The organism is Acinetobacter tjernbergiae DSM 14971 = CIP 107465 (assembly GCF_000374425.1).
Classification (GTDB): Bacteria; Pseudomonadota; Gammaproteobacteria; order Pseudomonadales; family Moraxellaceae; genus Acinetobacter; species Acinetobacter tjernbergiae.
Map to the genome: position 1 here is coordinate 79795 of NZ_KB894355.1, position 25372 is coordinate 105166.

27 protein-coding genes, 2 tRNA genes and 1 riboswitch are annotated in these 25372 nt (G+C 40.3%); of the genes, 13 read left to right on the plus strand and 16 right to left on the minus strand.

Going from position 1 to position 25372, the window contains the following annotated elements; genetic code table 11:
* The first annotated feature begins 64 nt into the window (after nt 1-64).
* From C502_RS0102985 to C502_RS0102995, 3 genes are all read left to right on the plus strand, one after another.
* Nucleotides 65-1906: a long-chain-acyl-CoA synthetase gene (locus C502_RS0102985; RefSeq protein ID WP_018677381.1), complete on the plus strand. Its 1842-nt coding sequence runs from the start codon at nt 65-67 to the stop codon at nt 1904-1906.
* Between the two features lie 120 nt (nt 1907-2026).
* Nucleotides 2027-2102 (plus strand) — tRNA-Lys (locus C502_RS0102990).
* A gap of 22 nt (nt 2103-2124) precedes the next feature.
* Nucleotides 2125-2200, plus strand: a tRNA-Lys gene (locus tag C502_RS0102995).
* 123 nt (nt 2201-2323) lie between these two features.
* On the opposite strand, the gene hemW is transcribed toward C502_RS0102995, so the two are convergent.
* Complete coding sequence (gene hemW, locus C502_RS0103000; RefSeq protein ID WP_018677382.1) at nt 2324-3478, minus strand: radical SAM family heme chaperone HemW; 1155 nt, start codon at nt 3476-3478, stop codon at nt 2324-2326.
* 113 nt (nt 3479-3591) lie between these two features.
* On the opposite strand from hemW, the gene C502_RS0103005 reads away from it, so the two are divergent.
* Entirely contained in the window at nt 3592-4053 is a 462-nt protein-coding gene (locus C502_RS0103005) for a DMT family transporter (protein ID WP_018677383.1), read from the plus strand.
* Nucleotides 4054-4083: 30 nt separating this feature from the next.
* Nucleotides 4084-5445, plus strand: coding sequence for an MATE family efflux transporter (locus C502_RS0103010; protein WP_018677384.1), 1362 nt, complete (start codon nt 4084-4086; stop codon nt 5443-5445).
* A 101-nt stretch (nt 5446-5546) separates the two neighbouring features.
* On the opposite strand, the gene C502_RS0103015 is transcribed toward C502_RS0103010, so the two are convergent.
* The gene (locus C502_RS0103015) at nt 5547-5900 is read right to left on the minus strand and encodes a hypothetical protein (protein ID WP_018677385.1); all 354 of its coding nucleotides are present in this window, start codon (nt 5898-5900) and stop codon (nt 5547-5549) included.
* A gap of 138 nt (nt 5901-6038) precedes the next feature.
* Here C502_RS0103015 and C502_RS0103020 point away from each other — a divergent pair, with 138 nt between their 5' ends.
* Together C502_RS0103020 and C502_RS0103030 are read left to right on the plus strand one after the other, a co-directional pair.
* Entirely contained in the window at nt 6039-7331 is a 1293-nt protein-coding gene (locus tag C502_RS0103020; RefSeq protein WP_018677386.1) for an ABC1 kinase family protein, read from the plus strand.
* Nucleotides 7332-7654: 323 nt separating this feature from the next.
* Nucleotides 7655-7903, plus strand: coding sequence for a type B 50S ribosomal protein L31 (locus C502_RS0103030; protein WP_018677388.1), 249 nt, complete (start codon nt 7655-7657; stop codon nt 7901-7903).
* Nucleotides 7904-8007: 104 nt separating this feature from the next.
* Here the strand turns inward: C502_RS0103030 and C502_RS0103035 are convergent, their stop codons facing one another.
* From C502_RS0103035 to C502_RS0103050, 3 genes are all read right to left on the minus strand, one after another.
* A complete protein-coding gene (locus tag C502_RS0103035) occupies nt 8008-8334 on the minus strand; it encodes a DUF190 domain-containing protein (RefSeq protein ID WP_018677389.1) in 327 nt (108 codons plus the stop codon).
* A gap of 15 nt (nt 8335-8349) precedes the next feature.
* Nucleotides 8350-8730, minus strand: coding sequence for a fluoride efflux transporter CrcB (crcB, locus tag C502_RS0103040; protein WP_018677390.1), 381 nt, complete (start codon nt 8728-8730; stop codon nt 8350-8352).
* Between the two features lie 133 nt (nt 8731-8863).
* Nucleotides 8864-8930: riboswitch (Fluoride riboswitch) on the minus strand.
* Between the two features lie 59 nt (nt 8931-8989).
* Nucleotides 8990-9847 (minus strand): DUF2071 domain-containing protein, encoded by an 858-nt coding sequence (locus tag C502_RS0103050; protein ID WP_018677392.1) that lies wholly within the window; start codon nt 9845-9847, stop codon nt 8990-8992.
* Nucleotides 9848-9985: 138 nt separating this feature from the next.
* Between C502_RS0103050 and C502_RS0103055 the strand changes: the two genes are divergently transcribed.
* On the plus strand, nt 9986-10318 hold the full coding sequence (locus tag C502_RS0103055) for a HopJ type III effector protein (RefSeq protein WP_018677393.1): 333 nt from the start codon (nt 9986-9988) through the stop codon (nt 10316-10318).
* Nucleotides 10319-10371: 53 nt separating this feature from the next.
* Here C502_RS0103055 and C502_RS0103060 read toward each other — a convergent pair whose 3' ends face one another.
* Nucleotides 10372-11037 carry a hypothetical protein gene (locus C502_RS0103060; RefSeq protein WP_018677394.1) on the minus strand — a complete coding sequence of 222 codons (666 nt, stop codon included), beginning with the start codon at nt 11035-11037 and terminating at the stop codon, nt 10372-10374.
* 231 nt (nt 11038-11268) lie between these two features.
* Here C502_RS0103060 and C502_RS0103065 point away from each other — a divergent pair, with 231 nt between their 5' ends.
* Nucleotides 11269-12483 carry a winged helix-turn-helix domain-containing protein gene (locus C502_RS0103065; RefSeq protein ID WP_018677395.1) on the plus strand — a complete coding sequence of 405 codons (1215 nt, stop codon included), beginning with the start codon at nt 11269-11271 and terminating at the stop codon, nt 12481-12483.
* A 75-nt stretch (nt 12484-12558) separates the two neighbouring features.
* Here C502_RS0103065 and C502_RS0103070 read toward each other — a convergent pair whose 3' ends face one another.
* Genes C502_RS0103070 through C502_RS0103080 form a run of 3 tightly spaced genes read right to left on the minus strand, consistent with a single transcriptional unit; the run spans nt 12559 to nt 15046 of the window.
* Nucleotides 12559-13161, minus strand: a complete 603-nt coding sequence (locus C502_RS0103070; RefSeq protein WP_018677396.1) for a flavin reductase family protein — start codon at nt 13159-13161, stop codon at nt 12559-12561.
* Nucleotides 13162-13212: 51 nt separating this feature from the next.
* Nucleotides 13213-14409 (minus strand): TIGR03862 family flavoprotein, encoded by a 1197-nt coding sequence (locus C502_RS0103075; RefSeq protein WP_018677397.1) that lies wholly within the window; start codon nt 14407-14409, stop codon nt 13213-13215.
* Entirely contained in the window at nt 14402-15046 is a 645-nt protein-coding gene (locus tag C502_RS0103080; RefSeq protein WP_018677398.1) for a class I SAM-dependent methyltransferase, read from the minus strand. The genes C502_RS0103075 and C502_RS0103080 overlap by 8 nt, the downstream gene beginning before the upstream one ends.
* A 91-nt stretch (nt 15047-15137) precedes the next feature.
* Between C502_RS0103080 and C502_RS0103085 the strand changes: the two genes are divergently transcribed.
* Nucleotides 15138-15329, plus strand: a complete 192-nt coding sequence (locus tag C502_RS0103085) for a DNA gyrase inhibitor YacG (protein ID WP_018677399.1) — start codon at nt 15138-15140, stop codon at nt 15327-15329.
* On the opposite strand, the gene C502_RS0103090 is transcribed toward C502_RS0103085, so the two are convergent.
* The 5 genes from C502_RS0103090 to C502_RS0103110 form a co-directional block, all read right to left on the minus strand.
* Complete coding sequence (locus tag C502_RS0103090) at nt 15326-15970, minus strand: MBL fold metallo-hydrolase (protein WP_018677400.1); 645 nt, start codon at nt 15968-15970, stop codon at nt 15326-15328. The two genes, C502_RS0103085 and C502_RS0103090, sit on opposite strands and share 4 nt — an antisense overlap.
* A gap of 30 nt (nt 15971-16000) precedes the next feature.
* Nucleotides 16001-17017, minus strand: a complete 1017-nt coding sequence (gene hemH / locus C502_RS0103095) for a ferrochelatase (protein WP_018677401.1) — start codon at nt 17015-17017, stop codon at nt 16001-16003.
* A 69-nt stretch (nt 17018-17086) separates the two neighbouring features.
* Nucleotides 17087-18115, minus strand: a complete 1029-nt coding sequence (locus C502_RS0103100; RefSeq protein WP_018677402.1) for a DUF4062 domain-containing protein — start codon at nt 18113-18115, stop codon at nt 17087-17089.
* A 100-nt stretch (nt 18116-18215) separates the two neighbouring features.
* On the minus strand, nt 18216-19097 hold the full coding sequence (gene murI, locus C502_RS0103105; RefSeq protein WP_018677403.1) for a glutamate racemase: 882 nt from the start codon (nt 19095-19097) through the stop codon (nt 18216-18218).
* Between the two features lie 43 nt (nt 19098-19140).
* Nucleotides 19141-19764, minus strand: coding sequence for a DUF1285 domain-containing protein (locus tag C502_RS0103110; RefSeq protein WP_018677404.1), 624 nt, complete (start codon nt 19762-19764; stop codon nt 19141-19143).
* Between the two features lie 187 nt (nt 19765-19951).
* Between C502_RS0103110 and C502_RS0103115 the strand changes: the two genes are divergently transcribed.
* Nucleotides 19952-21664: an electron transfer flavoprotein-ubiquinone oxidoreductase gene (locus tag C502_RS0103115; RefSeq protein WP_018677405.1), complete on the plus strand. Its 1713-nt coding sequence runs from the start codon at nt 19952-19954 to the stop codon at nt 21662-21664.
* A gap of 48 nt (nt 21665-21712) precedes the next feature.
* Here the strand turns inward: C502_RS0103115 and C502_RS0103120 are convergent, their stop codons facing one another.
* Both C502_RS0103120 and tusA read right to left on the minus strand, forming a co-directional pair.
* Nucleotides 21713-22309 carry a LysE/ArgO family amino acid transporter gene (locus tag C502_RS0103120; protein ID WP_018677406.1) on the minus strand — a complete coding sequence of 199 codons (597 nt, stop codon included), beginning with the start codon at nt 22307-22309 and terminating at the stop codon, nt 21713-21715.
* A 3-nt stretch (nt 22310-22312) separates the two neighbouring features.
* Entirely contained in the window at nt 22313-22570 is a 258-nt protein-coding gene (tusA, locus tag C502_RS0103125; protein WP_018677407.1) for a sulfurtransferase TusA, read from the minus strand.
* A 175-nt stretch (nt 22571-22745) separates the two neighbouring features.
* On the opposite strand from tusA, the gene C502_RS0103130 reads away from it, so the two are divergent.
* Nucleotides 22746-23585, plus strand: a complete 840-nt coding sequence (locus C502_RS0103130) for an HlyC/CorC family transporter (protein ID WP_023274603.1) — start codon at nt 22746-22748, stop codon at nt 23583-23585.
* A complete protein-coding gene (lnt, locus tag C502_RS0103135; protein ID WP_018677409.1) occupies nt 23582-25141 on the plus strand; it encodes an apolipoprotein N-acyltransferase in 1560 nt (519 codons plus the stop codon). The genes C502_RS0103130 and lnt overlap by 4 nt, the downstream gene beginning before the upstream one ends.
* Nucleotides 25142-25372 lie beyond the last annotated feature (231 nt).

A 25372-nucleotide genomic window follows, 5' to 3' on the forward strand; every position in this document is an offset into this window, starting at 1 on the left:
TGTTAATGGTTGTGTTCTAACAGATAGCCACTTTTGGACTGATCGAAAAATAAACAGGATTGATATGAGCCAAACTACGCAGACCGATATTATTACCCTTAGTGATGTTGCAACTAGAATTCCCAACTTCATCACTAAAGTACCTCATATCCTCAATGGACTTAAACAAGCGTATATACGAACGCCAACCTCACCTGCAGGTCTAGGCATCGCCTTTGAAAAAGCCGTGAAGCGTAACCCACAGGGTATTGCATTACTATTTGAAGATCAAAGTTACAGCTACCAAACACTCAATGAATGGGCAAACCAAATTGCGCATTATTATTTATCTCTTGGCGCTAAAAAAGGTGATGTGATTGCAGTGATGGTTGAAAACCGTCCTGAATTAATCGTATCCATTGTCGCTTTAGCAAAAATTGGCGTTACGATTGCACTGGTCAATACTTCACAAGTTGGTAAAGTCCTTGCTCACAGTATCAACTTAGTCAATCCGATTGCGGTGATTGCTGGTGAAGAAGTTCGTGCTGCAATTGATGAAGCTCGTCAAGATTTAAAAGTTCCACAAGACCGTTTCCATTGGTTTGCTGATCAAGAAACACGAAAAAATGCAGGCACAGCACCAAAAGGTTATGTCAATCTTGCACAACAAATTGATCAATTTCCTAAATTCAATCCATCTACCACACGTACGGTAACGGGTAAAGATGGTCTGTTTTATATCTATACTTCGGGTACAACGGGCTTACCAAAAGCGGTTATTTTTACACATAGCCGTTGGACACTGGCCTATGGTACTTATGGGCATATTCTCAATCTTGGTAAAGATGACGTGATGTATGTGACCCTTCCACTCTATCATGCGACAGGTGTGGTGGTGTGCTGGTGTGGTGTGATTGCAGGTAGTGCAACACTTGCAGTCCGTCGTAAATACTCGACCAGTGCATTCTGGAAAGATGTTCAAAAGTTCAATGCTTCGGCAATTGGCTATGTTGGTGAACTCTGCCGTTACTTAATTGATGCACCAGTCACCGAACAAGATCGCGCTCACCGTGTCACCAAAATGATTGGTAATGGGATGCGCCCAAATATCTGGGGTAAATTTAAAGAACGATTTGGTGTAGAAGAAGTACTTGAACTCTATGCATCAAGTGAAGGTAATGTAGGCTTTAGCAATATTTTTAACTTTGACAACACGGTCGGCTTCTCTCCAACACCTTATGCAATCGTTGAATTTGATAAAGAAAAGAATGAGCTCGTTCGTGATAAAAAAGGCTACTGCAAGAAAGTAAAAACAGGCGATGTCGGCTTACTTGTTGGTAAAATCACTAGCCGCTCGCCATTTGATGGCTATACCGATCCAGAAAAAAATAAATCTGTCATTTTGAAAGATTTGTTTACTAAGGGTGATTCATACTTCAATACTGGAGACTTGGTTCGTGACATCGGCTTCCGACATGCACAATTTGTCGATCGTTTAGGCGATACCTTCCGTTGGAAAGGTGAAAACGTTTCTACAACAGAAGTTGAGAACATGGTCTGCGAATATGACAAAATTGTAGAGGCAGTGGTGTATGGTGTTGAAATTCCAAATACCAATGGTCGTGCAGGTATGGCAGCAATCACGTTGGTCGATGGCGCAGAACTCAATGATGCTGATTTGGGCAATATGGTGAATGTATTTAAGAAATGCTTGCCATCATATGCAATTCCAGTATTTTTACGCATTCAAGCAAAGGTTGAAACCACTGGTACGTTTAAATACCAAAAGAATAAACTTAAAGAAGATAGCTTTAACCCAAGTAAAACGTCTGAACGTTTACTGGTTTTATTACCAGGTGCGACGAATTATTGTGATGTAAATGCTGACATCTTTAATAATATTCAAAGTTATCAATACCGTTTCTAGTATACTTTTTAACTAAACAAGAGGAAATTGTGCTTTTTATAAACAAACATGCAGATGTTTTTAAATTTCCTCTTGTGTTAGTTGAATAACTTGCTAGAATACGCAACATCAAAACGAGATGGGTCGTTAGCTCAGCTGGTAGAGCAGCGGACTTTTAATCCGTTGGTCCCGCGTTCGAATCGCGGACGACCCACCATTTAATGTTTTGAACCCTTATCGGGTCGTTAGCTCAGCTGGTAGAGCAGCGGACTTTTAATCCGTTGGTCCCGCGTTCGAATCGCGGACGACCCACCAAATTCTAAAAAGCCCCATCATGAATGATGGGGCTTTTTATTTTGTGCGAATTATCTTTCTAAAAGATGACAACAATATTTACTTACTTTAAGCGTCCTTGCTCAAAGTAAGCTTGTACTTAAATTACAAAAAACTTTCCAACACCGAATTTAAAAAGATATGTCCCTGCTCTGTGCAAGCAATTCGATTCACATCCGCGACCAAGAGTTTTTTGTCACGTAATTCTTTCAGGCTTTGATTTAAATCGCTTAAATCTAATCCTGTACGCTGAGTATAAAATTCAGCAGCAACCCCATCATTTAAACGCAAAGCATTCATCATAAATTCAAATGGTAATTCATCTGCGTCAATACGTTTCATTTGTACATGATCAGCAGGCACTTTGGCTAAATAATCTTTCGGCAAACGGGTTTTCTGAAAACGATAAATACCTTCAGGGCGTGTTACCTTGCCATGCGCACCTGCTCCAATCGCCAAATAATCACCAAATTGCCAATAATTCAAATTATGTGCGGATGGCTTTTCCTTACGCCATGCAGAAACCTCATAATTAATATAGCCATTGGCTTTTAAATACGCCTCACCCAGTTCTTGAATATGCTCTAAGGTTTCATCTTGTGGCAGTACAGGCTGAGTTCTAAAAAAAACTGTATTGGGTTCAATCGTAAGTTGATACCAACTGATATGCGTTGCACCCTGCTCTACTGCAAGTTTAAGATCTGTTAATGGCTGTTCTTCCGTTTGTTGCGGTAGACCATGCATGAGATCAACATTGACACGTTCAAAGCCTGCTTGGCGTGCTTGTTGAATGGCATCTAAAGCATTATTGGCTGAATGGATTCGACCTAAACGTTGTAAATGTTCAGGATCAAAACTTTGTACACCCAATGATAAACGATTGATGCCAACGGCTAAATAATCTGCAAATGGATCATGTTCCACTGTGCCAGGATTGGCTTCCAGTGTGATTTCACAATCTGCTTTAAAGTCTAATCGAGCTTTTAACTGATCAAACAACCACTGATAACCTTGTGCTGAAATTAAAGACGGCGTTCCACCTCCAATAAACACACTATGAATTGATCGACCTTGCGCCATTTCAACTTGGGTCTCAAAGTCAGCCACCAGTGCCTCAAGATATTGCCGCTCCAAATCCATCGACAATTGTCCATCTGGAACTGCATGTGAGTTAAAGTCACAATAAGGACATTTACGCACACACCAAGGCATATGAATATAGAGTGAAAGTGGAATATTTGCTGGATTTAACTGACTCAAAATAGAAGCTCAATAATAGAACGATGCTATTTTAACATGACTCCATCAATCAGCTTATCATCATCTATGGATTCAGTTAGACTATTCTCCCAAAGAACAATTAGATTGATAAGATGATTAAAATTTCTAGCCAATTGCTATTTATTCTCCCCCTCGCGTTAGGTGTCGGTATTGCAATGGCGTTTCAAACTGCAATTAATTCACAACTTAGAGAACATTTACATTCTCCATTTCAGGCTGCATTACTTTCTTTCTTGGTGGGTACACTTGTCCTCGCATGTATGGTTTATTTTCAAAGCGCAGCAAAACCAAGCTTAGGGGAACTGGCTCAAATTCCATGGTTTCTTTGGATTGGTGGCTGCCTTGGGGTTTATGCAATTAGCATGAGCATTTATACTGCACCTAAACTCGGATTTTTGACTTTTTCAGGTTTAGTCATTTTCGGACAATTGGTGATTTCAATGTTGCTTGACCATTTTGGTTGGTTAGGTACAGACAAAACACCGATCAATTGGCAACGTTTATTCGGTAGTCTTGTGATCTTCATTGGTGTGTTATTCACCCTACAACGCTAATTCTCTCCCATTTTAATAAGAGTATTTTTTGTGCCTCATGCCACAACCAAACGCTTTCAACTTAAACAACTATTTCATTTGATGTTTCCGATTCTCATTACCCAGTTTGCTCAAGCGGGATTGGGTTTAGTGGATACGATTATGGCGGGACATCTTTCTGCTGCTGATTTAGCCGCGATTGCTGTTGGTGTTGGTCTATGGATTCCGATTATGCTGTTATTTGCAGGAATCATGATTGCCACGACCCCTTTAGTGGCTGAAGCACGTGGTGCAAAAACACCAGAGAAAATTCCAACGATTGCCCGTCAATCCTTATGGGTTGCGGTCATCCTCGGTATCGTATCGATGTTGATTTTACAATTTATGCCGATGTTTTTACCGTTATTTGGCGTTCCTGAAAGCTTATTACCGAAAGCAAGCCTGTTCTTACATGCGATTGGCTTTGGTATGCCTGCGGTGATGATGTATGCAGCTTTGCGCAGTTATTCAGAAGCATTAGGGCATCCACGTCCTGTGACTGTGATTAGCTTAATTGCATTATTGGTATTGATTCCTCTGAACTTTATTTTTATGTATGGCTTTGGACCTATTCCAGCCTTAGGCAGTGCAGGCTGTGGTTTTGCAACCGCAATCCTACAATGGCTTATGCTTATTACACTCGCGGTTTATATTTCAAAAGCAAAAGCTTATCAACAAGCACCTATTTTCACACAATGGGAAAAACTGGATTTATTTTGGGTCAAACGAATTCTTAAACTTGGGCTTCCAATCGGTTTAGCTGTTTTCTTTGAAGTGAGTATTTTTAGTACGGGGGCAATTGTACTCAGCCCACTTGGTGAAAATGCGATTGCAGCACATCAGATTGCGATTTCGGTCACTTCACAGTTGTTTATGATTCCCTTATCTCTCGCCATTGCACTGACGATTCGTGTTGGTATGTATTATGGTGAAAAGAACTGGCACGCAATGCGTCAAGTACAAACAGTAGGTTTAATCAGTGCAACGGTTTTTGCTGCCTTGACCATGACCTTAATTGCTGTCGCGCGCCCATATATCGTAGCGATCTATACGACTGATATTCACGTTATTCCAGTCGCGATGTATCTCTTGTGGTTCGCAATGGCGTATCAGCTAATGGATGCATGGCAAGTAAGCGCTGCAGGCTGTCTACGTGGCATGCAAGACACGCAAGCACCGATGTGGATTACCCTGATGGCATACTGGGTGATTGCTTTCCCAATCGGTTTATATTTGGCACGTTATACAATTTGGGGAGTAGCAGGTGTTTGGTTGGGATTGATTATCGGTTTAAGCATCGCCTGTGTGTTATTGATAGGTCGTTTATATTTAAACAATAAACGTTTAGGACAAATGATTAACGCTAAGCTTTAGGAAAGATCTGCTTGCAATGTCGAGGGAGAACACAGTTCTCCCCTACCATCGTCATATGTGTACAGACGAACTGCGTTCGCCTATGCAGATGATTATCACCTTTACAGTTGATCTTTGAGTAATAACCAATCAGCCCAGTCAACGCCACTTACTCGGATATGATTACCCATGCTTTTACTTAAAACGGCACTGGGATCATCATTAATATTGCCATACATACTCCAACCACTCCCTAAGCGTTGACCAAGTGCAATTATTTCCAACACAAGTTCCGACCAAGAATAGTTTTCGTCATGTCCAAATTCCAACGTTGCCATGTAACCGCCTTTATTATATTTCTCAATCTTTAAGCTTATTGGTACTCTTTCAAATACATCTATACATTGCTGTATGATCTTTTGAGCAGAACGTTCTGATGTCGCATTGACATGTAATTTCCAGATCGATTTTGGCATTTATATATCAAAACTTATATTTATAGAGCATCTAAATATCTTATTACACGACTTAACATTTTGTTATAGGCAATTTAAGTTTTGTCGCCTATGATCAGGGTATCACTTTGAAACTGAATTGAATGAGGTCAAGCGAATATGGCAAAACATGCAAGCTCTCCCAGTAGACGTTTTTTAAAACTGGCTGGTATGACCGCAAGTATTGCCAGTAAAAGCGTCGCCAATTCGATACGCAACCTTACCGCAGATGAAGAACAGAAAAATGCAGCGCGTAGCCAATTGTTCCAAGACATCGGTCTACAAATTGCCGATACGCTGGGTGAAATGAAAGGTGCGGTAATGAAAGTCGGGCAAATTGCCTCGCAATATAAAGATATCTTTCCACCTGAAGTCGCCAAAGCAATTGCCAAACTACAACGCCAAGCCCCTGCTATGCCATTCGCAGCCATTCAACAACAAGTTGAAAAAGAACTAGGGAAACCTTTAAACCAAATCTTTAGGTCTTTTGAAACTGAACCTTTTGCAGCAGCTTCGATTGGTCAGGTACATCGTGCCGTACTGCCGAACGGGCAAGCGGTTGTAGTGAAAGTGCAATATCCAGGGGTCGACCAAGCCTGTGAAAGTGACTTAAAACAAGTCCGCCTCGCATTGCGCTTAATGGGTGTAATAAAGATTGATAAGAAGCTGCAAGATCAATTATTTCAAGAGATTCAAGACAGTCTTTCTGCTGAATTGAACTATGAAATTGAAGCACAAAACCTTGAAGTCTTTAAAATCTTTCATGAGAAATTAGATGCTCAAGTCATCATCCCAACTGTTTATAAAGACTACTCATCTCGCCGTGTACTGACGCTCAGTCTTGAACAAGGCGATTCGATTGAAACCGCCAGTACATGGTCAGTTGAAATCCGCAATCAAATCGGTCGTCGTCTGATTCGAGCCTTGGGACAGGAAATGTTTTTCTTAAAACGCTTCCATTGTGATCCGCATCCAGGCAATTTTGCTTTCCGAGAAGATGGCAGTGTGATTATTTATGACTATGGCAGCGTCAAAACACTCTCACCTGAAATCATTCAGCATTTTAAAGCACTGGTCAACGCAGCTCGCCAAGAGAATATTACGCAAGTCGAAGACTTACTGGTAGAACTACACTCGATTGCTGAGAAACAAAAGTTTCCAAGTGAACTCTATCTGCAATGGATTGAAATCCTATTGCGCCCATTAAGCACGCATTATGACTTTGCTGAAAATTCATCCCACCATGATGGGATGCGACTGGTTAAAAAGTCATTGAAATATTGGGATGTGTTTAAACCCTCCCCAGATACGCTCATGGTTAACCGTACGATTTCAGGACATTACTGGAACCTCATTCACCTAAAAGTGCATGATAACCTCAATGATTTATTTGAAGAGCTCGTTCCGAACTAATCCCCCCTTTGCAGTAATGCTGATCAGTTGAGCGTAATTTCATTATTCCTGATTGATAAATCTCTCCGAACCCCTCTTTGAAAAGAGGGGGAACAGCACTGAATTTTGAAACACTCTCTTCTTTGAAAAAAGGTGAGCAGCATCCCTTTGCAAAGGGACGATTAAAAATGCTTAACTGACTGGCATTACCCTTTTGTAGCCTCATTGTGAATGGGGGAAATCACCTATTCGCTCCAATTGAAATAAAAAACTTGAAATAGATAAGATTGACGTCATGTATTGTTATGTTATAACATTTCTACAAATAACAGGAGTCATTCAAAATGCGTAAAGATATTCACCCTGCATATCAGCAAGTACTGTTCCACGATACCAATGCAGATGCTTATTTTTTAATTGGCAGTACACTACAAACTAAACAGACCAAAGAATATCAAGGTCAAGTTTATCCTTATGTCACCCTTGATATTTCAAGTGCATCACATCCGTTTTATACAGGTGAAGTACGTCAGGCAAGCAATGAAGGTCGTGTTGCAAGCTTCAACAAACGCTTTGCTCGCTTTAGCCGTTAAGGTTAATCTTATTTTAAGATTTACAGATTAGGCTATAAATATTCGAAGTCTAAGGCTATATCTCCTCCGCTTAGACTTCTTTTTTTATGCCTAGATAATGTCTGCTACACATCTGTGGACTGCCCTACAACACCAAATTCAATCGGTGTTTTGACATAGAATAACGAAATCTCTTTATTATTCAGATGATCCAATAATTCCGTTGCCTGTTCAGGGCTTACTGCAAACTGAATTTGTATCGGTCGATCTGCCAGCTCAAAAAAACCAGCAGAATGGAATAAACCTTGATGATCCACACCTTGTATCCCAGCTAATACTGTTGCGCCGCGTAAATTCATTTGCTTTGCTACAGCCAACAACCACTCACTCATCGCTTGTCCCTGATAAGTTCGATTTTGTGCCGTGTAAAAGGTTATTAAGAATCCATTCATATCATCACTCCCAAGCTATGCAGCACTAAGCCATTGATGCAAACTCATTCCCAAAATCGTAAAGATGAGCGAGCCAAGTACATGAATTAAAATTGCTGCACAGGCATAACCTAGCTTACCACTTTGTAATAAGGCAATAATCTCAGCAGAAAAAGTTGAAAAGGTGGTTAGTGCGCCACAGAACCCCGTGATCACAAACAGCTTGTAATTCGGACTGAGTGAACTTTGAGAAAAATATGAAATTGCAAAACCAATAATAAAGCCACCGACAAAATTGACCGTAACAGTACCCAATGGAATATTCGGAAAAATCGGATTGAGTTTTAAACCCAAAAACCAACGTAACCATGCACCGAGTACCGAACCTAAAGCAATCGAAAGTAATGGATAATACATAACTTACTCCAAACCTGAGGTTGGAGATAAACAGACATCAAACATAGATTGATAAATATTTTTCTGAAAATTTGTCATCTGCGAACTCCAAAAATGGGAACAGAGCACGCACAAACCTACGCCCCCTGTTCAGGGTAACATAGGCATCATTAGCCACAATGGCGGTTTGTAATAGGAGGAATGCCATCTCCTTTGCTCTAAAATAACATAATTTTTAGACAACTCAACTGCTGTGTATAAACACAAAGTTATCCACAATTTATTGAGATTCTGGCAATACTTTTTCTCCAACTACATAAAAATCCAGTTTAGGAACTACAAAAGCAAAGACCTCTGCCTCACAATCTAAACCAAATTGTTGTAATAGCTGTGGCGCTTGTAATGCGCTAATTTTAGCAGCTTGAATCTGTTGAAACTGTACAGGCATTTCAATATCACCCTGAGACATCCGTGTTGGTTGATCCACCCACTCCGCCCATGCATGGTCTTGATCAACCAAGAACCGAACGGCTTCATCCCATGAAGAAAATAGTGGTTGCCATGCAAATGGCAATTGCTTTGCTGCCGTGATGTGTACATCACTCATCAAGGAATAATCTGCATCGACGACGATCTCAGTATGAATACTTTTATCTTGTTCATTTTCTTGATGATGAAATTTTGAAGCATATTGTGCAGGCATCACATCACTGGCAACACGCCCACCAATCACATACAGTGCTTGGTCAACAATAACTTGCTCAAAAATAACGGTTTTAGGATAAGTGCCATCCAAGTAAAAACGCCAATTGCTTTGTTGTGGTGATGGCATCAACTTGCGCAGTTTAGCCAAAAAACTAAATCCAAAATGATGGTGCTGATAAGTGAGAATGGTAAAGATGGTTTTACCTTGTTTTTCCCATAAAGGAACATGTTGCGGATAACGTTGACGAACCTGATCAACATCGACCAACCAAGATAAATAAACAATATGGCTGACCTGACTTTGCAAACGCATAAAGGGCAATAAACGCATCATCAAACGACGAAGTTGCAATAACAAGCGACAACTTAAAACGTGGGTTAAAAATCGCAACCATTGTTTTGATGCCGGTAACTTTAAACGATGTCTATTCATTATGATTCAATATATTAATCACTATTCTGAGCATAGACTGCGAATCCCTTTACGTCTAGTTCTAGAGCCGACAGACTTCTATTCTGCACGTTCAATGTTATGATGCAGCCATTGATTTAACCAACAGGGAATTTTGAAATGGCGCAAAGCTTATTGGCACAACTCAAAGATGGTTCTGCAAAATTTGCAGATGTATTGGCATTTATTGAAGCACGTTATCAACATACACCGACGGCTTTTCAGAATGGCACACAATTAAATGCTGCCACTGAAAACCAAGGCAGCGCCAAAGTGTTTTCTTTTGCCAAGATCGAAGGTTTAAATGCTGAAAATACTTTAAGTTTGTTTGCTGAACACTATGCTTCAGTTCTTGCAACACCTGAAGCAACCGACCATCAAAATATTCGTCAATTTATGCAAAATGGTTGGGATGGTATTAAATTTGAAGGTGATGCTTTAACTGCACGCTGATCTTAGAAAAGACAGGAAGGCTATTTTACCTTCCTGCTTACTGACTACCTTAATTATGCATTTACCATCAAAGCGGCAAAAATTCCCATTGCAAGTATATAAAATACGATCGGTAATCCCAAAAACCAAAGCTTTGCCCAAGCATTGGTCTTAAATACCGATGTTGCTGCTCGATAACTCACCCAACACGACCAAAACATAAAAGGTAATGCCACAAAATTCAGAATTGATGAGTTTTGATAGGCATCAAGATAATTGCTATACATCAATGTCTGTAGCATCGTGACGATAATAACAGGTAAGGTCGCAACCAATCCTTGCAAAGCCCAAACATGTCGAGCCAGTTGTGGATCTGCGTCTTTTACACCTGAAAATTGTAAACGCTTTTTATACCACCAACCATGGATAAGCCAAGCAAATACCGCAGTGATTGCTCCCATCCCCAAAACGAGTAACCAATAACTCCACCACGTATCCGTAACATCAAGCATCATTGATGTGCGATTTCCAACTTCTGCTTTAAGCAAATTTTGATCAACTCGATCCATTACAGCAAACACGCCGATCAAGTAGGCAGCAATCATGATACTGCGATGATGATAGACAGCTGCTAAAGAAAAAAACTTTTTGGGTTGAAAGAACAACAACCATAAATTTTGAGGTGCAAATGGTAAAATTTCTTTTTGTTCCTGTTTATCTAAAGATAATTCAGTATTCATACATACTCTTAATAACTTGTTTTAAAATATTTTATGTTCTAATAATAGCCAATACTGTCATGAAAAAGAAGTTTCTTTGATCACTTAATAAAATGATACACATTTTCATTTACCACCTCACTGTCGTCAAATATCCCTCCTTTAGTCCAGTGGTTGGGATACTATCAACTTCTGGGCTGAACTATGAATCACCAACAACCATGGTTTAAATAAAAATAACGAAGGGAAATCATGTCGATTAAACAAACTGACCTATCCAAAAAACTCAGACAAATTACATTAGAAGCGCAAGGACTTATTCAAGAACAAGCATTTGGCTCAGGAAAAGCTGCCGTCCTTTCGGCATTAGAACAGTTAGGTTATATACAAATCGACACCCTCTCCGTTGTCACACGGGCACATCATCATACGCTTTGGACACGCATTCCAGATTATCAACCACAATGGCTCGATCAATTGGTCACTGAACGCCACATATTTGAATATTGGTTTCATGCTGCATCATATTTGCCAATGCAAGACTTTCGCTTTGCCCTCCCCAAAATGTTAAGCATAAAAAATGGCGAGTCTCGTTATTATCAGGCAGATACTCAAGTCATGCGTAATGTATATGACAAAATCCGTATCGACGGCCCACAAAAATCCAGAGCGTTTGAAAGTTTAAGTAAAAACAACGGCAGTTGGTGGAATTGGAAGCCGACCAAAATCGCGCTTGAGCAGCTTTTCATGCAAGGGGATTTAATGATCAGCGCCCGAAGTGGAATGGAAAAAGTATATGATATTCGTGAAAGGGTGCTTCCTAACACCGTCAATACAACACCACCCACAGCATTAGAATATGCTGAATATCTAGTTAGAAAATATCTTAGAGCATATGGTTTTACGACCATGAAACAAATGACACATTTGCAAACTGGTTCAGTATTACGCAAAAATATTGAAACAATCCTCAATCAAATGCTTGAGGACAACATCATTCAAAAGCTTGTGACGCCTGAGATGCAAATCATCTATGTACTCACAGATCTATTTGAAAAGACCGATGCTACACATCACCCAAAACTTTCCTTGCTCTCACCTTTTGACAACTCAATTATTCATCGTGAACGAGTCAAAACCTGTTTTGATTTTGATTTTCGCCTTGAATGTTATACCCCTCAGCATAAAAGAAAATATGGCTACTTTTGTCTGCCTATTTTATTTGGCGATGTGTTTATTGGTCGAGTTGATTGCAAAGCGCATCGTAAAAGTGGTCAATTTGAATTAATTCATTTACATGTCGAAAATAGACAAATAGATATGGCATTGTGGCTGACACCATTTCTCAACACGCTACATCGTTTTGTGCATTTTAACCAGTGTCAGTCCATACATGTCACGCAAATCAGTCCCTCTGAATTATCAGACACGATTCGCGAGTTTATTGAAATGCGTCAGATGATTTAAACGCTGGAAGTAAAGCCAGAATAGAAAGAATAAAAATATCAGCGATGACACCACTCTTTTTCTGAATCCTTATTTTTAAGGTCTCGATAATTTATGTAAATCCGTGCTTAAACTATAAAAATCGCCACCCATTTTTCCAACACTGTCGAGCCGCTGCTGATCAATCATCTGACCATCCCACACATGATCATCGACATAAATCGATTTCACATCCAACAACACCACTGTTCCACCTGATGGCAGTGAACTGAGTTGAATCACTTCTCTTAAATGGCATTCATAGCGGATAGGCGCATGTTTTACTGCCAAGGCCGCAACAGTATGACTGGATTCAGACTCAATCTGCGCAAACTCAAACTCACTTTGTTCTGCTGCGAGTAAGGCACAGGATAGATTCATTTTCTCAAGCAATTGTGAATTGACAATATGAACCGCACATTGTTTGGTCTCGATTAAATTTCTCAAAGTATCTTTATCTTGCCCATGTTTTGGGTTGACTTGCGAATACCAGAGGATCGGGGGATTACAACTCGCCACATTAAAAAATGAATAAGGTGCAATATTGGCAACCCCATCCACAGACAGAGTACTAATCCACGCAATTGGTCGAGGTGTAATGCCACCGACCAACAGTCGATAGATTTCATTTGCATCTAAATTTGAAGTTTCAAAAATCATATTTGGCACTCAATATTTCAATCATCAAATCACTTTACGAGATCGTCAGCATTACCGACCTGACTGAATAAAGTGAAACACACCTTCCCCTGCTGCTCGGCCCGTGGCAAAACAAGCCGTCAGTAAATATCCCCCTGTTGGAGCATCCCAGTCCAGCATTTCACCACAGCAAAATACATAAGGATTGGATTGCAATTGAAGTTGCGGAGACATTGCGACTTGCTTCACGCCTCCTGCACAGCTAATTGCCTCTTCAATTGGACGAAAACCATCAAGCGAAATCTTGAGATGTTTGATCTGCTGTGCCATTTGCTGGGCATCTGACCATAGATGCTTTGCGACGACCTCACGCAGTAAATTAATTTTGACATTGTCCAAGCCTGCTTTACGCCAAAGGTTGGTAAGTGACTGCTTTTTATTGCCCTGTAATTTTTTTTCTAATTGTTCAATATTGAGATCAGGGAGTAAGTCTAGTTGTAATTGTAAGTTTTGCTTTTGGCTCAACTGTGTTCTTAAATCACGTCCCAGTTTATAAATTACCCCACTCTCAAAACCATAATGAGTAATGATGATATCACCATGTGTCTTTCGCTCAGATGTAACCCACGCATCAACTCGTTTGAGTGGCTGACCAAAACAATCTTGCATAAACGGCGACCATTGTTTCAGTACACCTGCATTGCTGGCTTGAAATGGCTCAATTTCATCGCTGGAAAGCCATTGCTGCCAAGCCCCATCACTGCCTAATTGTGACCATGACACCGCACCACATGCCAAAATAATCGCGTCATAACTTGCTGTGAACTGCTGCGTTTGATTTTCAATCGTGAGTTGATTGTTAGATAAATTGATACAACGATGGCGATAATGAAATTTCACACCATTCTGAATCAAGCGTTTTAACCAAGCACGAAGTAACGGTGCTGCCTTCATTTCCACAGGAAACACACGCCCCGAACTTCCCACATAGGCATCAATACCCAGGCTTCGCATCCAGTTTTGAATCCATTGAGCATCCCATTGTTTCACCCAAGGGCTCAACCAATCCGCACGATCATAGCGCTGTACAAAAGTCTCTACCGGTTCAGCATGTGAGATATTTAAACCCGTTTTTCCTGCCATAAGAAACTTACGGGCAGCCGAAGGTTTTTGTTCGAAGACGTCGATTTCATAATCATATTGGCTCAGCACTTCAGCAGCCATCAAACCCGCTGGGCCTGCACCAATAATCGCAATGCGTTTAGACATCAAGGTTCTCTTGAGTATTCTGCCCTTGCAAAGGTGCAAAATCATCAAAACGGGTTGTATAGCCTTCTGGTTTACGAATGATCAGTTGTTGGCACAACTCGCCACGTTCTAAGTACTTAATTTCAAAATGAGTTCGTGCAGAATCTGCTGCAATTCTTTGTTTTTCATACGGTAATTTCCACAGCTCAAGTAACTGCTGTTCTGCTTCATCAATATATGCAGGGATATTACTTGCGAGCGTAATCGTACCATTGGGCTGAAGGCGAGACAGTAAGAACTCAAAGAATGGCATATTGAGCCAACGCTGTGCAGGATTATGCGGCTCTGGGTTTGGGTAAAGAATAAAAAATTGTTCCACTTGAGCTGGAAACAAAGCATGTACCACCCACGGCAAGGCATCGGCATGTACTGGATGTAAATATTCACGTGGCTCTAGTTGATGCTGCTTTTGCATCGCTACAAACTTTTCTTTGGTTCGTTCAATTGCATACAACGCTGTGTGCGGATGTTGCCCAGTAAACAATAAGGCATGTTTGCCTTTTCCAGCACCAATTTCGACACAAATCGGTGTATTGGGAATGGCAGTAAAATCACGAGGCACTTGCATACGTTGTGCTTGAAATTGACGAATCGACATAATCTCATCAAACTATCTAAAAATCGGCATAAGTCTAACAACTCACCTTACTTTTGCCTAATCTATTTATTTTATGTTTTAGGAATTTTCTATGCCACGTACATTTCCCTGCCCCCGTTGTGGTGAAGCTAGCACTTGGGAAGCTAATGAATTTCGTCCTTTTTGCTCAGAACGTTGTAAATTGATCGACCTAGGTGCTTGGGCAAGTGATGAATATAAAGTACCTACTCAAGATGCCCCTCAAGCAGGCTTACAACGCCAAGAAGATGATTACGAGGACTAACCTGCCTTGCTTGCAACGAATGGGTTAAATTGCTTTTCATAGCCAATGGTACTGATGGGTCCATGACCTGAAATAAATTGAGTTTCATCAGGCAAACTAAAGCATTCTCGTTGAATTGAATCGAGTAATTGCTGATGATTGCCTTTTGGAAAATCAGTACGCCCAATCGAACCTTTGAACAATACATCACCTGTCCATAGCAAACCATGTTTGGCATTATAGAACATCACATGACCTGGGGTATGACCTGGCGCAAAACGGACTTCAAACTCATCTTCACCCAGTTTCAACGTTTCTCCACCTTCTAACCACTGATCAACTTTGACAGGTTGTGGGATCGGGAAACCATAGCGTGCTGAGACTTCTTGAATCATATCAAGCCAAAACTGATCTTCTTTATGCGGCCCAATCACTGGAATATTCCATGTCTCAGCAAGTTCACCCACCGCACCTGCATGATCAAGATGCCCATGCGTTAACCAAAGTGCTTTAACATGTAAACCGAGTGCTTCTACTTGTTGTTTGAGTACAGCAGCATCGCCACCTGCATCAATCAAAACAGCATCTTTACTTTCACTATCCCAAAGAATAGAACAATTTTGGGCAAATGCAGTAACGGGTACAATTTTGACTTGCAACATAAAAAACCTCTGGCGAAATAAAACATCAATTTAACGATGGGCTAAGGTATGAGTGAGGGCATCAAGATTAGCCTGAACTAGACTGGCAAGCAAATCAATATGCGCTTGATCACTGTTCAAAGCAGGAATATAAGCATATTCTCCTCCGCCAGCATGTTGAAACAGTTCTTTATTCTGGATCGCTAGCTCTTCCAATGTTTCTAAACAATCCGCCGAAAATGCAGGACTCAATACTTGCACTGATTTAACTTTTTGCTCACCCCATTGCTGTAAAATCACATCCGTATATGGCTTCACCCATTCCTGCTTACCAAAGCGAGATTGGAAACTAATAGCCCATTCATGCTCATGTAAATGCAAGGCCTCAGCCACCAATTTCGCTGTCATGCGACAACGATCAGCATAGGGATCGCCTTTATCCGCATAAGGTTGTGGAATCCCATGAAAAGACATCAATAATTTTTCAGCTTTACCATATTTGGTTTGATAATTTAAAACACTATCAGCCAATGCCTGAATAAACATTGGATGTTGATAATAATCTTTAATTAACGTGAACCCAGGTAAATGGCGTTGTTTGGGAATCCATTTTGCAACAGCATCATAAAGAGGGGCTGTTGATGTAGCTGAATATTGCGGAAACAAGGGTAAAAGAATGACATGCTCTTGCGGATCTTTTTCAAGTTGCTCAAAAACAGTATAAATACTCGGTTGCCCATAGGTCATTGCGGCTACAACCGTGAGGTCAAATTGATGATTCTCATCTGTTAAGCGTTGTTTAATCAATTGTGTTTGCTCAAGTACGATTTCACGCATCGGAGAATCTTTTGACCACACGGAAGCATAAGCCTCAGCCACTCGTTTGGGACGGAATGTCAGGACAAATAAATGTAAAATAATCCACCAAATCGGTTTGGGGATTTCAATGACTCGTGTATCTGATAAAAATTGTTTTAAGAATCGGCGTACTGCGGGCACAGTGGCTTCGTCTGGTGTACCTAAATTTGCTAAAATCACAGTCACTTTTGGTTTTGGTGTAGCTGACATAGATCGCTTCCGCTATAACTGAATTTCTTCAATTACTTTAGCAGTTTTATCATTATTTTTTAAATGGAATTAATGCATAGTCTTCATTTGAAAAACTCGATTACTATCTAAAATATTACTTTCCAAGAGCTTCTGACCTTTCTGAGTTAATTGCCATAACATCCGTTGGCGATCATCACGCCCAGTTGGCATAATCCATTCATTCTGACGCATCTGCATCTTAATCTCATGCAATGCACGAATATTAATTTGCGCACGAGAAACTGCATGCGCTCTTGGCATTTCTACACGCGCATCTTCCAAACCTGTTTCATTCAAATATTCATTCATACGTTTAGAAAAATATTCTTCAGGTGTTGGGATCACAAAAGACGAACCCAATACATTGAGTAATTGTGCCCATGTCATTTTACGAAATGGTTTAACTTCTTTGAAATTACCATCTTGATAAGCATGCATACGATATTCAAATGAATACAGCTCATGCATTGAAACCTTAAGCACAGTCGAAATTGGATCAGCTTCGCGACTTCCCATCTCTGTTTCGAGTTGTTTGACTTTGGCACGTAAAGTATCGATCTCATCTTGTAAAACCTGTGTGTTTTGTGGGCGCACCCACCCTACTACAGGATAACGCTCTAACATTTGTGGCATGTTTGAACGCACCGCAAGTTCTAAATCACGTAAGGTACGGTAGCTAAAGACTTGGTCAACTTCATGTTGGAGTTGCTTTCTAAATTCTTTAAATTTTTCTTTTAATTCTGGCTTATTGTCATGCAAGTTAGACTCACGAGATTCAGGGTCTTCATGCATAAATACAATAACGGGCTTCTGTTTGGTCATCGCATAAATATATTCCAGATGCATATAACCGACACCCGAAACAGATTGTTCTCCGTACTGACTACCTAACAAGATCACAACGTAATCACAGTCATCAATCTGACGACGAGCAATCGAAGTACTTAATGGTGTACGTTGTTCTAAGCCCCATGAAAAGAAACCCATACCCACTAAAGTCTGAGTCAAAACCGCTCGTTCTGGTTGCATTTCATTGCCAGACGTAGAAATAAACACTTGATAACGAGTATCTTGCATAGGCTAAGCCCCAATTCACTTATCAATAATTTTAAGCTATTTTGCTTAAATTTTATTAATAGATAACCCAGATAAAACCCCAAATATGGTTATACTTTAATCACTTAAGAGTAATATCATCTAAATTTCGAATCGTCCATGTTAGTTGTTCTGGTAGTAGGTGTTTGAGTACTAATGTTAACTCAATCGCATTATTACCGCTGACATAACACTCAATACGTGTAATATTATGACTTATTTTGTCACATAATAACCTATTTTTTATCAAAATATATGCAGTTTGTCGTGCGACTGCCTGCCCAGAGTCAATTAATCTTAATTTTTCACCAAAAACCTGACGAATCGCATGTTTAAGAAATGGATAATGCGTACAACCCAACACTAAAAAATCCGCACCCTGAGTCACGACAGGCTGCAAGATTTCTTCCAAAACACTCAAACAACCTTGACTCATTTGCTGCCCAGATTCAACAAAAGGCACCAGTTCTAAACTTGTTACAGCTAAAACTTTCACTCCCGCAGGCTCAGCAAATTTCATCACAACATCTTTGATCAACTGACCACGAAATGTTGCTGGTGTTGCAAGCACTGCGACCACTTTGGACTGTGTCTGAATGACCGCAGGTTTTAATGCTGGAACTAACCCAACGATCGGGAAACGTTCGCCATAATGCTCACGTAAATAATCCAAACTAAACGCCGAAGCCGTATTACAAGCAACCACCGCGATTTTACAGCCTTGACGATAAAGCCATTCAATTGCTTGTGCTGTTAATTGACGAATTTCCTGATCTGAACGAGCACCATATGGAACATGAGCGGTATCTGCATAATAGAGAATACGTTCATTTGGCAAATGTTGAGCAATTTCTTGTGCAATCGACAATCCGCCTACTCCCGAATCAAAAACCCCAATCGGTGCATCTGAAGATGCATGCGGCATAGGATTTAATAAGAAAGGTATAGGTTGAATTGCTGTCATACACACATAAGCACTTGTCTATCTAATCTTTTAAGCTTAAACCTCAGGTGCTCAAATGCAAGACCAAATCACCACTTTTTAATGTTAAAACTGTTTCACCTTGTACATTTTCAGACAAAGAACCGTAGTTCACGAGATGATAAAAACTTTGGCGTTGAATCAACGCATTGATCCCAAAACGGACATGGACATAAGGACGTAACTCCCCCGCATATTCGCGCATAAAAATAGGATGCTTTTCATCCACAATGATCACATCTTGATTGATTGTTGTCAGTTGCAAATAAAGTTTATTTTCAATCTCAATTTGATCCACCTGATTGATCAATAAAGGCTCATCTTCAACCTCAATTTCAATTTGCTCAACAGGTGTCTTGAGATAAAATTTACCATCCTCTTTCCATAGCACCGTACTAAATAAATCCAATAGCGCTTGTCGCTTGATCAATTGACCTTCGTGCCACCATTCTCCATTGGCTTTTACCTGTAAATTCATCTTGCCACAATGATTTGGATGCCATTGGTCTAAAGGTGGGATTGACCTTTTGTGACTTTGCTGTACATCTTTTAAGTATTGTGAAATGTTCATTAAGTTTCTATCATCAGGAAACACGATTTTTCCCTGATTTTCTAAAGGGTTTAGTGGAGAATCATTTTCATTTATCATAGTTTATGCCTTGCTGACGAGAAAATATGACCGCTCAGCCAATTGGCGAGATCAAGGTTTAAAACTATACTATCCCAAACGTTTGCAAGCACAATCATAACATTTGTGTTTGGCAATTCAGAACACTCATGGCAGCGCCGAATCGCAATATTACGGTTGCCACCCTTAAAAATATGAGGAGTCCTACATGGAACACATCGAACGTGAAGCGATGGAGTTTGACGTAGTGATCGTAGGCGCAGGCCCTGCGGGTTTATCTGCTGCGATTAAAATTCGTCAATTAGCGATTGAAAACAACCTACCTGATCTTTCTGTATGTGTTGTTGAAAAAGGCTCTGAAGTAGGTGCGCATATCCTTTCTGGTGCTGTACTTGAACCACGTGCCATGAATGAATTGTTTCCGAACTGGAAAGAAGAAGGTGCGCCATTAAACGTTCCTGTAACGGACGACGAAACCTATTTCTTACTCTCTGATACCAAAGCACAAAAAATGCCGTATTGGATGGTACCAAAATCAATGCATAACGAAGGGAACTATGTCATTTCTCTTGGTAATGTTGTGCGTTGGTTAGGTCAAAAAGCTGAAGAACTTGAAGTTTCTATCTTCCCAGGTTTTGCTGCTTCTGAAGTACTTTACCATGAAGATGGTACGGTAAAAGGGATTCAAACAGGTGATATGGGGATTGGCAAAAATGGTGAGCCAACACATAACTTCACGCCTGGTTATGAACTGCATGCAAAATATACCTTGTTTGCTGAAGGTTGCCGTGGTCACCTCGGTAAGCGTTTAATTGCAAAATATAATCTTGATAAAGATGCTGATCCACAACATTACGGGATCGGGATTAAAGAACTTTGGGAAATCGACCCAGCTAAACACAAACCAGGTCTAGTCATGCATGGTGCGGGTTGGCCTTTATCTGAAACTGGTTCTGCTGGTGGTTGGTGGCTATACCACGCTGAGAACAACCAAGTAACTTTAGGTATGATCGTAGACTTATCTTACGAAAATCCAAATATGTATCCATTTATGGAAATGCAACGTTGGAAAACACACCCAACCATTAAGCAATTCCTAGAAGGTGGTAAGCGTATTTCTTACGGTGCACGTGCGGTTGTGAAAGGTGGTTTCAACTCTTTACCTAAACTGACTTTCCCAGGCGGTTGCTTAATTGGTGATGATGCTGGTTTCTTGAATTTCTCAAAAATCAAGGGCTCACATACAGCAATGAAGTCAGGTATGCTGTGTGGTGAAGCAGTATTCGAAGCGATTGCTGCTGGCGTAGAAAAAGGTGGTGATCTTGCGATTGCTCGCGCGCTTGAAGGTGATGACCATTTTGCTAAAGAGTTAACTGCTTATACAGATAAGTACAATAATTCTTGGTTAAAAGAAGAGTTATATCAAGCGCGTAACTTTGGTCCAGCAATGCACAAGTTTGGTACTTGGATTGGTGGTGCATTTAACTTTATCGATCAAAATATCCTTAAAGTCCCATTTACGTTACACGATTTAAAACAAGACTTTGCTGCGCTTAAAACTGTAGATGCATCAACGTTCAAACCAAACTATCCAAAACCAGATGGTAAGTTGACCTTTGACCGTTTATCTTCAGTCTTCGTATCGAATACAGTACATGAAGAAAACCAGCCTGCTCACTTGAAGCTGACTGATCCATCAGTGCCAGTGAATGTAAACTTACCAAAATGGGATGAGCCTGCTCAACGCTACTGCCCTGCTGGTGTTTATGAAATCATGGAAAATGATGATGGTTCTAAGCGCTTCCAGATCAATGCAGCAAACTGCGTACACTGTAAGACTTGTGACATCAAAGATCCATCACAAAACATTACTTGGGTAACTCCTGAGGGTGGTGGTGGTCCTAACTACCCGAATATGTAATATCATTCAAAAATCCGAGTTTAGACTCGGATTTTTTATTTCTTAAATTTAGCGCAACAATGAAAGTGCAATCATCCACATCACCACCCCAATGATCCCATCAAGCAATTTCCATGCTTTCGGATTGGCAAAAACAGGACGTAGCAAACGAGCACCAAAACCCAGACTAAAAAAGAACAAGAAAGACGCAGAAACAGCTCCTGCTGCAAACGCCACTTTATCAGTATATTGTGCTGAAATTGAGCCGAGCAACACCACTGTATCTAAATAGACATGTGGATTTAACCAAGAAAAACTCAAACATAACATCAAAGTTTGTGCCAATGTTGTAGTCGGTTGTATTGAAGCAACGAGACCACTATTGGATTTATAGGCGTTATAAAAACTACGTAAGCCGTAAATAAATAGGAAGGCAGCACCAAAATATTTCATGACTTGAATCAGCCCTACCTGCTGACTCAAAATCGATGCAAAACCGAAGACACCAAAGCAAATCAAAACTGCATCGGATAATGCACAAACAAGGCAAACCCAAAACACATGTTGCTTTAACAACCCCTGTTTCAATACAAAAGCATTTTGTGCGCCAATCGCTAGAATTAAAGAGAAACCTAACAATAAACCTGAAATATATGTAGAAACCAAAACTTAGCCTTTTTGTACTAAGTAACGATATTCGGTATGACTATTTGCATCGAGGCTTTCTTCTTTAAGCAGTAACTCATGCCCAAGATGCATACAAAATTTTGGAATATCCCATGAGGTAGAAGGGTCTGTGGCAAGTACCTCAACAATATCACCTGATTTTGCTTTACGAATCGCTTGATGCAACATCATGACTGGCTCAGGGCAACGCAAGCCTCTAGTATTCAGTTGAACCGCAGGAAGTTGAGGTTGTTCAGACATCATCATACTCATCTATTTTAATGTTCATATTTTACCATAAAGTCATCAGATAAAAATCCTCAACCGCCTTTTAGAAAACTGTACGTTTATTACATAGTTTTATTGATGCATATCCGCTTTTTCTTCGGTATGATGAAAATCATCTAATTGATATAGAGAGTCTTTAGGAAAGATCATGATCGAGGAATCCAGTCCGTCGTGGGGTATGCGTGGCTTAAGAAAATGGTTAGGTACTGCACCTGAAACCCGCGATGAATTACTCAAGTTAGTTCAAGACTCACGTCGCTTTTTAGAACCAGATACAGTGGCGATGCTTGAGGGCGTACTTGATCTCCCAGCAACAAAGATTCGAGAAGTGATGACGCCACGCACAGCGATTATCAGCTTACAAGAAGATGATCAACTGCTAGATATTTTGGATGTACTGATTGATTCTGCACATTCACGTTTCCCCGTGTTTTCAGCAGATCAAAGCGATAATGTGGTCGGTATTTTATTAGCGAAAGACCTTTTACCTTTCCTAACCGAGCGTCATGTCAAAGTTGATATTCATTCACTGATGCGCCAACCTGTCTTCGTGCCTGAAAGCGCTCGTTCAGATCAAGTCTTGCGTATGTTAAAAAATACACAAACACATATCGCGATTGTGATTGATGAATATGGTTCAACCTCTGGCTTAGTCACACTTGAAGATATTCTTGAAGAAATTGTGGGCGAGATTGAAGATGAACATGATATTGCCGATGAAGAAGCACTGTATATCGTCCCAGATAATGACCCAACCACAGCAAATACGTGGATCGTGCAAGCACTTACACCAATTGAACATTTCAATACTATTTTAGATGCAGATTTTTCTGACGATGAAGTTGAAACTATGGGCGGTTTACTGCTGCAAGAGATTGGTTTAGTCAGCGATTTACAAGGTCAAACCATTGAGCTTGGCGATTGGCAATTTACCATTATTGAAGCAGATGCACGCACTATTCATCTGATTCGAGCTGTCCGTCAATGAGAAGCTATTTTGAAAAGCTATTAAATTTATCTCAACCACAAAAACAAGTTCCTTTTGTTTTTCCACTTCTGATTGCGCTGATTTCAGGTGCAATCTTTAGTTTGGCATTAGCACCGTATTATTTCTGGTGGTTAGCGATCTTATCACCCGCATTACTTTATGCGGTTCTACGTCAACGTAGCCCGAGACAAGCTTTTGCTTTAGGTTGGGCTTATGGTTTTGGTTTATGGTTTGTGGGTGCATTTTGGCTCTATACCTCGATCCATACCTATGGTGATACCAACGCATTTTTAAGCATTTTAATGATTGCCTTTATGGCAACTGCAATGGGCTTATTTAGTGCTTTTCAAACTTGGTTGTACCGCCGCTTTTTCCCTGAAACCCCCTTAACCTTTGCCCCTATTTGGGTATTATTCGAATGGGCAAAGACTTGGGTCTTCACAGGCTTTCCATGGCTGTTTGCAGGCTATGCATTTACTGAACGATTATTAGATGGTTATGCACCTTTATTTGGTGTCTATGCCGTTTCTTTCGTTGTGATTGTACTTGCCTGTGCCCTTGTTGAAATTTTAAATCGTCGTTGGTTTTGGGCTGTTCCTTCAGCGCTGCTAGTGTTAGGCGCATGGGGCTCTGGATTCATTCAATTTGTTCAACCCAAAACAGCCAAACCGCTAAGTGTGTCATTGATTCAAGGTAATATTCCTCAAGACCTCAAATGGTTGACTGAATATCAAATTAAGACCCTAGAAATCTATGCCACCCTCACCCGTGCTGAATGGGGACGTGATCTCATTGTTTGGCCTGAATCCTCTATTCCATTATTTCAAACCGATATTCCAGAGTTTTTAAAAGCAATGGATACTCAAGCAAAAAAAGCGGATAGCGCTTGGGTAACAGGGATTCCTTATTGGGATATGCCTAAGTCTCAGCAAGTCGGTGAGCCACTGTATTACAACAGTATTATGGCATCAGGCAGTGATTCACATGGCTTATATAAGAAGCAACGTCTTGTGCCCTTTGGTGAATATATTCCATTATCAGGTATGCTGAAATGGGTTTTACCCGCGATGCAAAATGATATCAGTATGAGTGGTTTCTCACGTGGGGAAGCAGACCAAAAGCCGCTCACCATCAAAGGACATGCACTTGCTGCTGCCATTTGTTATGAAGTGGCTTATCCAAACCTCACCCGTCGCAATGCAACAAATAGTGATTTTTTAATCACCGTATCAAATGATGCTTGGTTCACGGGTACAGCAGGCCCTTGGCAACATTTACAAATGGTACAAATGCGTGCCAAAGAAAATGGGCGTTGGTTTATTCGCGCGACCAATACGGGTGTGACAGCGTTTATTGATCACAATGGGCATATTGTGAAACAAGCTCCTTTAGATCAGGAATTTGTATTACGTGGTGATTTACCTGCTATGCAAGGGCAAACGCTATATAACCGTTTGAGTGATTATCCAATTCTGATTTTTTCAGTTTTTTTACTCATTTTGGGTTGGATTTATCGTCCACGCAAAGTCGATATTTCGTTTAAATCACGAAGATAAATAATAGAAACCTTATTTCCCAGATGTTCATCGAACTCTGGGAAATAAACAATAAGAACAGATATCTGCATATTGAATAGTAATTTTCATTAATAATAACTATTTTTATTTGTAGTACTTCATGATAAATTAATTCTGCTCATCATAAAGCCGTAAACGTTTACGTCAATCAACGTGCCAACATATCTCCAACAATGCTTGGGGCTATTTGATCATGATATTTTTTTATCG

Coding starts and splice junctions, on each gene's coding strand:
- C502_RS0103020 (WP_018677386.1), top strand. CDS start 6,039: ATGGCAAAACATGCAAGCTCTCCCAGTAGACGTTTTTTAAAACTGGCT.
- C502_RS0103080 (WP_018677398.1), bottom strand. CDS start 15,046: ATGTCGATTCGTCAATTTCAAGCACAACGTATGCAAGTGCCTCGTGAT.
- C502_RS0103015 (WP_018677385.1), bottom strand. CDS start 5,900: ATGCCAAAATCGATCTGGAAATTACATGTCAATGCGACATCAGAACGT.
- C502_RS0103035 (WP_018677389.1), bottom strand. CDS start 8,334: ATGAATGGATTCTTAATAACCTTTTACACGGCACAAAATCGAACTTAT.
- C502_RS0103085 (WP_018677399.1), top strand. CDS start 15,138: ATGCCACGTACATTTCCCTGCCCCCGTTGTGGTGAAGCTAGCACTTGG.
- C502_RS0103065 (WP_018677395.1), top strand. CDS start 11,269: ATGTCGATTAAACAAACTGACCTATCCAAAAAACTCAGACAAATTACA.
- C502_RS0103050 (WP_018677392.1), bottom strand. CDS start 9,847: ATGAATAGACATCGTTTAAAGTTACCGGCATCAAAACAATGGTTGCGA.
- C502_RS0103070 (WP_018677396.1), bottom strand. CDS start 13,161: ATGATTTTTGAAACTTCAAATTTAGATGCAAATGAAATCTATCGACTG.
- C502_RS0103030 (WP_018677388.1), top strand. CDS start 7,655: ATGCGTAAAGATATTCACCCTGCATATCAGCAAGTACTGTTCCACGAT.
- C502_RS0103110 (WP_018677404.1), bottom strand. CDS start 19,764: ATGATAAATGAAAATGATTCTCCACTAAACCCTTTAGAAAATCAGGGA.
- C502_RS0103055 (WP_018677393.1), top strand. CDS start 9,986: ATGGCGCAAAGCTTATTGGCACAACTCAAAGATGGTTCTGCAAAATTT.
- C502_RS0103060 (WP_018677394.1), bottom strand. CDS start 11,037: ATGAATACTGAATTATCTTTAGATAAACAGGAACAAAAAGAAATTTTA.
- tusA (WP_018677407.1), bottom strand. CDS start 22,570: ATGTCTGAACAACCTCAACTTCCTGCGGTTCAACTGAATACTAGAGGC.
- murI (WP_018677403.1), bottom strand. CDS start 19,097: ATGACAGCAATTCAACCTATACCTTTCTTATTAAATCCTATGCCGCAT.
- C502_RS0103075 (WP_018677397.1), bottom strand. CDS start 14,409: ATGTCTAAACGCATTGCGATTATTGGTGCAGGCCCAGCGGGTTTGATG.
- lnt (WP_018677409.1), top strand. CDS start 23,582: ATGAGAAGCTATTTTGAAAAGCTATTAAATTTATCTCAACCACAAAAA.
- C502_RS0102985 (WP_018677381.1), top strand. CDS start 65: ATGAGCCAAACTACGCAGACCGATATTATTACCCTTAGTGATGTTGCA.
- crcB (WP_018677390.1), bottom strand. CDS start 8,730: ATGTATTATCCATTACTTTCGATTGCTTTAGGTTCGGTACTCGGTGCA.
- C502_RS0103090 (WP_018677400.1), bottom strand. CDS start 15,970: ATGTTGCAAGTCAAAATTGTACCCGTTACTGCATTTGCCCAAAATTGT.
- C502_RS0103005 (WP_018677383.1), top strand. CDS start 3,592: ATGATTAAAATTTCTAGCCAATTGCTATTTATTCTCCCCCTCGCGTTA.
- C502_RS0103130 (WP_023274603.1), top strand. CDS start 22,746: ATGATCGAGGAATCCAGTCCGTCGTGGGGTATGCGTGGCTTAAGAAAA.
- hemH (WP_018677401.1), bottom strand. CDS start 17,017: ATGTCAGCTACACCAAAACCAAAAGTGACTGTGATTTTAGCAAATTTA.
- C502_RS0103115 (WP_018677405.1), top strand. CDS start 19,952: ATGGAACACATCGAACGTGAAGCGATGGAGTTTGACGTAGTGATCGTA.
- C502_RS0103100 (WP_018677402.1), bottom strand. CDS start 18,115: ATGCAAGATACTCGTTATCAAGTGTTTATTTCTACGTCTGGCAATGAA.